The 6,512-nt window shown below is 58.6% G+C and carries 2 protein-coding genes and 1 pseudogene; 2 read left to right on the top strand and 1 reads right to left on the bottom strand.

What is annotated here, in order from left to right:
- Nucleotides 1–75: 75 nt before the first annotated feature.
- Nucleotides 76–3,525, bottom strand: a pseudogene (locus ABJO75_RS19415) (CHAT domain-containing tetratricopeptide repeat protein).
- 548 nt (nucleotides 3,526–4,073) lie between these two features.
- On the opposite strand from ABJO75_RS19415, the gene ABJO75_RS19410 reads away from it, so the two are divergent.
- Both ABJO75_RS19410 and ABJO75_RS19405 read left to right on the top strand, forming a co-directional pair.
- Nucleotides 4,074–4,730 (top strand): hypothetical protein, encoded by a 657-nt coding sequence (locus ABJO75_RS19410; RefSeq protein ID WP_348133999.1) that lies wholly within the window; start codon nucleotides 4,074–4,076, stop codon nucleotides 4,728–4,730.
- 221 nt (nucleotides 4,731–4,951) lie between these two features.
- Nucleotides 4,952–6,127: a calcium-binding protein gene (locus ABJO75_RS19405; RefSeq protein ID WP_348133997.1), complete on the top strand. Its 1,176-nt coding sequence runs from the start codon at nucleotides 4,952–4,954 to the stop codon at nucleotides 6,125–6,127.
- Nucleotides 6,128–6,512: the final 385 nt, after the last annotated feature.

The raw sequence follows: 6,512 nt of genomic DNA, 5'->3' as shown, positions 1-6,512 counted from the left end.
GCTAGAGCCAGCCGGGGCGTCTACACCTTCACTACCTAAAGTCATGATCACAACTTCCTGCGATCGTTGACGAGTTCATCCCTCGAACAGAACGAAGGGCGACCAATTCTGCGGATCGGCAATGCGCGCGTCTGTCTGGCTGATGTACCAGAGCTTGGTCTGACGCAGGGCGGCGGACGGGTTGCTAACCTCTTGGGCGAGCCAGTTCTCGTAGAAGCGTTGCATAAAGTTGAGGGCGGCAGTGTCGCCGACAGACCAGAGCGCGGCGAGCACATTCTGCGCGCCGGCCACAAAAAAAGCGCGGGGCAGCCCTTCGAGCCCTTCGGAATAGTCGATCGCACCCTGGCCGGTTGCGCAGGCCGAGAGCACGACCAACTCAGTACCGAAAAGGTTCAGCGTCTGAGCCTCAACCGCGTGAAGGACACCGTTCTCATCATCGGTTCCGGTGGCACCGCTCAATGCTTAGTTCGCACCCGCGAGGGTGATGCCGGACTGGAGCAGCGGACGCCCTTCGATCGTTCCGCTAGCGAGGTAGAAGCCGTGGGTGGCGAAGTGCAACACACGTGGCGGCAGCGCGAGCGACTTGACGGCGGCCTCGGTCGCATCCCTACCGGTCAGCACGATCGGAGCTGGCTCGTTGGGTCGGTAGGCGGCGTATGCGTCTCCGATGTAGGTGACCTCCGCTAGTGTCGCCGAGAGCGGCGGGAATGCGGCGAACTGTGCACGGGTGGCATCAAGAGCGGCGCGTTTCTCGGTCGGTGGCGGCAGCGACGCCGCGGCGACGGCCACCGCCGTCTCTCCGAAGTCGATGCCGCCGAGCGCGACAAGGCCATTGCCGCCCGACCGGTGACCACGGCTGACGAGATCGCGGCCGGTCTGCAGCATGTGCACCTCGAAGCGTTCGATGAGATGGCGGTCATTGTCATCCTTGAACGCCTCGAAAGGAACAGCTTGGAGCGGCCCATCGGGAGCGATGTAGAGGGAGTCGATGCCGGAGAGATGTGGCAGTAGCGGGTTGATCAGGCGGTCGCCGCCAAAATGCATCAAGTCGGTGAAACCAATATTCTTGGCTTGTCGCAGATCGGTGTTGACGACGCCCGCATAGAGCGCGAAGAACACTTGGGCCTCGCCGAGGTCCACCAGCGCGGGAGCCGCGTCAGCACGCATGACCAAGGCGATAAGCCGGAGCGGATCGTATGTGGCATCATCGAAGTTGAACGGCTCGAAAAATCTGTATTCGATGAGTGCTGCGTCATCCTGAAGCGCCATACCCACCGTTTCGGCATTGGCGGCCTTGGCGGAAAGGTAGTCGCGAAAACGGTCGGATAGGGCGCGAAGGCCGCCCTCGGCCTCCTCAAGCGCTTCGCGCAGTCGGGTCTTGTCCGCGGGTGAGGCGTCTTCGTCGAAGGCGATGTTCGAGAGTGCCCGTCGGCCAGAACGAACAGCGGCGATGGCCTCCAGAAACTCGGGTTCGTCGCGCTCGCGGGCGATGTTGCCAAGAAGAGCTTCGTCTTGGGCGAGGCGCTTTTTCCACTTCAGCGCTAGATCAGCGGCGAAGTGCACCGAGGCCTCGGACGGATATTGTAACGCCAAGCTGAAGCTTAGTGCCTGGAACTTGCTTTCAAGCGCGATGATCTGACGCCTGCGTGCCGCTGCGCGTGTGGTGACAACCTCGGTGTCGAGCCACTGCCCAAGCCGAAGGTCGAGAGTGCGTAAAGCGACAAGCGCCTGCTCAGATCTGTCGGTTCGGACAAAAAGGATCGCAAGTTTACCGAGTGTATTGATTGTGTCGGGATGCTCCGCGCCCAGAATACGCTCTTGCGCCTCCAGTGCGTAACGGTAGAGGAGCTTTGCCTCAGTAAAACGCTCGGTGCTGTCATAGAGCGCGGCAAGGTTTACGACGCTCGCGAGCGTCCGGGGATGTTCCTTGCCCAACACGCGTTCGCTTGTTTCGCGCACGCTCCCGTGCAGCGACTCGGCATCATCAAAACGCCTGAAACGTGTATAGAGGCCGGCGAGATTGTTGACGCTCGCCAGTGTATCAGGATGCTCACCGCCGAGCACTTGCTCTTGCGCCTCCACCGCTTGGTGGAAGAGCGGTTCGGCCTCGGCTAGCCGCCCGGTTCTCTCATAAAGCGTGGCGAGGTTGTTGATGCTGATGAGCGTGTCAGGATGTTCCGGGCCAAGGACGCGAATTCTAGTCTCGAGTACGCGTTGATAGAGCGCCTCGGCATCAGCGTAGCGACGGGTACTCTCATACAGACTGGCAAGGTTGTTGATACTTGTCAAAGTCTCTGGATGCTCCGCGCCTAACACGCGCCCGCGCAATTCAAGGGCGCGCCGATGCAGCCCCTCGGCCTCGGCATAGCGACCCATGCTTTCATTTAAGGCAGCAAGGTTGGCCATGCTGTTGAGCGCATCGCGATTTTCGGCACCGAACACACGCTCACGGACTTCGAGCGCGTGACGGTAGAGCGGTTCGGCTTCGCGGTAGCGCCCGGTGTCGGCGTACAGGGTGGCGAGGTTGGCGATGCTGTCGAGCGTGTCAAGATGTTCGGGGCCGAGCAGGCGTTCACGGGCCTCGATCACGCGGTTGTAGAGCGGCTCGGCCTTGGAATGGCGTCCGGTGACATGGTAGAGCAGCGCGAGGTTGCCTATGCTCAGGAGTGTATCGATGTGCTCAGGACCGAGCACGCGCTCCTGAACCTCGATCAGGCGGTCGTAGAGCGGCTCGGCCTCAGAATAGCGTCCCATTTTCTGATACAACAAAGCAAGATTATTGAAGCTGGTGAGAGTGTCGGGGTGCTCGAGACCGAGTCCGCGTTTCTGGGCCTCGAGCGTATCGAGATAGAGCGGTTCAGCCTCTACATAGCGCCCGTTAGCCTGGTAGAAATTGGCGAGGTCCCGGATGCTGAGGATCGTTTCGGGGTGATCGGGCCCAAGCGCACGCTCGCTGGCCTCCAGAGCGCGACGATAGAGACGTTCGGCGTCCAAAGAGCGCCCCGTGTTCGCGTAGAGGGCGGCGAGGTTTGCGATGCTGATCAGTGTATATGGATGCCCGGGACCGAGCACTCGCTCGCTCGTCTCAAGGGCCTGACGATAGAGCGGTTCGGCTTCAGCGAAACGCCCCATGCTGTCGTAGAGAACGGCGAGGTTGTTGACACTATCGACGGTGTCGGATGCCTCGGTCCCAAGCACGCGCTTGCGGGCCTCAAGGGCAGTTCGGTGGTACGCTTCGGCTTCGCTATACCGCCCGATGCTCGCATACAACAGGCCAAGATTGTCGATGCTGGTGAGGGTATCGGCGTGTTCCGGCCCCAGCACACGTTTGCGGGCATCCAAGGCGCGGCGGTGTAGTTTTTCGGAATCTGCATAGCGCCCCATGCTCTGGTACAGCAGAGCAAGATTATCGACACTGGTTAAGGTATCAGGATGCTCTGCGCCAAGTGTCGCTTCCGCCTGTGCGAGCGTAGAAACGGCCAAGTCCGTTGCCTCGACAATATTGCCGCGTTCGTAGGACTCCATGATTGTCGCATTCGCCGCGGCAATGCTGTCCGGCACATCTTGTGAGGAGGCCGGGTGGTTCGAACCAAGCGCGACGGCCATAAAAACGGCAAGAAACACGCGCGGGATCATGATTTCTGACTCCCCTATGAATTGAAACAGGCATGGCTATACTCTCACGAGTCGGGTGTTTGGCCAAACCTCGGAGATTGAGCTGCCGATGCGTATGTCACTAACTCTGATTGCATCTCTCGCTGCCGCGGTCTGGAACAGCGGGGGTATCGCGCAGGAATCCTGCTTTTGCCTCGCGCATGTGGTGACCCAAGATATCATCCGTTATGGCTGCGAGGCGCGCTTAATCCCGAACCGCGCGTCCGAGCGAGTGGTCTGCCAGACAGCGGACCTGCAGTCGCGAGAAGCGATCCAGAATCAAGCCGAGTTCGGTCGCGTGATGGCAGGGACCGGAGCTTGCAATCCCTGTGTTGCGATTGCGTGTGCGCTTGGCAGTGCCTGTTCAGAGGATGTCCCTAGGCTTCCGGACTCGGGTCCCTTGCGTGAGGAAGAGGCCGTTGACTGACGAGGTAGACGATTCAGCGGCTCTTTCAGGTGTCGTTACACTCATCATCAAGGCGGGGCTTGCTTCGCTTTATCTCGGAGCACTCGTCTTCCTCGCCGGCTGGTCCTATGCGGATAGATACTTTGCCGAACTCGGCCTGAATCTTGCGGCGATTGATGGTCTCGATACATCGACTTACTCGGGCTTCGCCCTCTGGGTCTTTAGAGACGGGGTTCTGACGATCTTCGCTTTCGCAGCAGCTATTGGAGTTGGCCTTTTCCTCGCAAACAGGTCCCTTGGGATGCGAGGTAGTCCAGTCTTACTACTCGTGGCGTCGGTTCTGGCACTTTTGATGCTTGTTGGTGCTGCGCAGATCGGTGCGGTTCGCGCCGGACAGCAGGTTCCTGACCTGTTCGAGAAAAATTACCAGAACTTTGTTCGGATCAGGGTCGTTGCACGCGAGGATAGTCCTCTCAATGACGTCTTTGTCGCTCGCGGTAATCTCGGCAACTCGACCTGCCTGCGGAAAGTCTTCATGGATCGACGGAATCTTTACGCATACGCCGGCTACATGAGCACAAAGGCGCCGCGGCAGCCGATCATGATCATGCCGCTTTCCGAAGTCGCACTGATCGAGACGGTGAGCAACCAAGCACTGTGCACGCCGTGACACAGCGTTCGAAAGTGCGGAGAACGCTTCGTGGATCATCTATTCTTGTATGTTTCTGCCAGGAGGCAATGTGAAAACCCAGTTCAGCGGCGCTGTCGCACGGATGCTCTGAAGGGCGTCGCCAAGTTGTTGAATGCAGCTTGCAAGGTTCAGGTGACCGATAGTTTATCGGCCGCACCATCCGGTGTATGAATAGGGGAGGTAACAATGGATGGCTGCAGATGCTTGTGTTCTATGGAACGGAAAACGATGACAACCCGACAATGGGTACGTTGCCGCTCAACGGAACCAACAAGAGTGACAAACTCTTCGGCCTCGGCGGAAACGACCTGCTTCTGGGGTACAACGGTAAAGACATTCTTGTCGGCGGCGCGGGTGCCGATATTCTGGACGGGGGTGGTGGTCGCAACACCGCCTCCTACGAAGATGCAACAACCAGTGTCACAGCGGATCTCTCCGATTCTTCTAAGAACCTCGGCGATGCCGCGGGAGACACCTATATCTCCATCCGCGATCTGATTGGCTCCGCACAGGATGACGTTCTTTTTGGCGACAACCGCATGAACACGCTGGTTGGTGGCGCTGGCAATGATACCCTTTTCGGAGGCCACGGAGATGATGTCCTGGTCGGCGGACGGGACGCGGACATTCTGGATGGCGGCAACGGGCACGATACGACGAGCTATGAATTCAGCCACCAGGCTGTATTCGTAGACCTGCGGCTTGGCATCGCCTTTGGTGGTGATGCACAGGGCGACAGGCTCATAAGCATCGAAAACATTACCGGCAGCGACCACAGCGATGCGCTATATGGCAGCGCAGAAGACGAAAGACTATACGGGCGTCAGGGTGATGATCAGGTTTTTGGCCGTTCTGGAGACGATTTTCTCGATGGCGGATACGGAGGCGATTTTCTGCGCGGTGGTCAGGGGAATGATACAATCGATGGAAGCTTAGGAAGCGATCGCATCGCGGGGAATGCCGGCGATGACATCCTCTTCGGCGGTTATGGTCGAGACCGCGACTTCATCCATGGTGGTGCTGGCCAGGATGTCATCATGCTGGGCGGTGACCGGATTTCCGGGGGAGCCGACGCCGATGTCTTCGTGTTCCGTTTCAGCCTCGGACGGGATGTCATAACCGATTTCGAGGATGGAATTGATCTGATCGACCTGCCGTCAAGCTATTCCATGGCTGATGTCGTCATCAGACAAGGAGGAAACGGCCATACAATGATTCACATCGGGACCAGTTCACATCTCGATCCAGACATCATCATCCTCAAGAACATCAATGCGAGCGTGATCGATGTGGCTGATTTCACATTTGACGGGGGGCCGGCAACAGCCAAAGCAGTGTCGGCTGCCGATGGCGAGGGTGACTGGATCAGCCTCTAAGTGACAGATTCAAAACGGGGTGAATGATTTCAACCTGTTGCGAGGCGTCGGGTCAGTCGCCGGATATGAGTGATCAGCACCCAAGTTTGGGCGCTCTCGTTGGAAACTTTGCGACACCACCGAGAGTCGTGTAGTGTCGAGGTGAGCCCTTTAGTCAAGGCGTCCTGTTTTCTTCGGCGTTGTAGCACGGATCCTGCGTCGCCTGTTAGATGCATGCTTTGCAGACGGACTGGACGTACCTGACGCCGCACAAGTTCAACGCCGATCGTCGTGACAAGATCCCGAGGCAAAAACATCGGGTGACCAACTGGGCTGAATACAACGAAGGCCTGCGGCAGCGCGGTGATCTGACTGTCTGGATCAGCGAAGACGCACTTTCCTTGTG

This window comes from Sedimentitalea sp. (assembly GCF_039973035.1).
Taxonomy (GTDB): Bacteria; Pseudomonadota; Alphaproteobacteria; order Rhodobacterales; family Rhodobacteraceae; genus Sedimentitalea.
The sequence above is the reverse complement of the archived record's forward strand: the minus strand, read 5'-3'. Positions and strand labels throughout refer to the sequence as shown.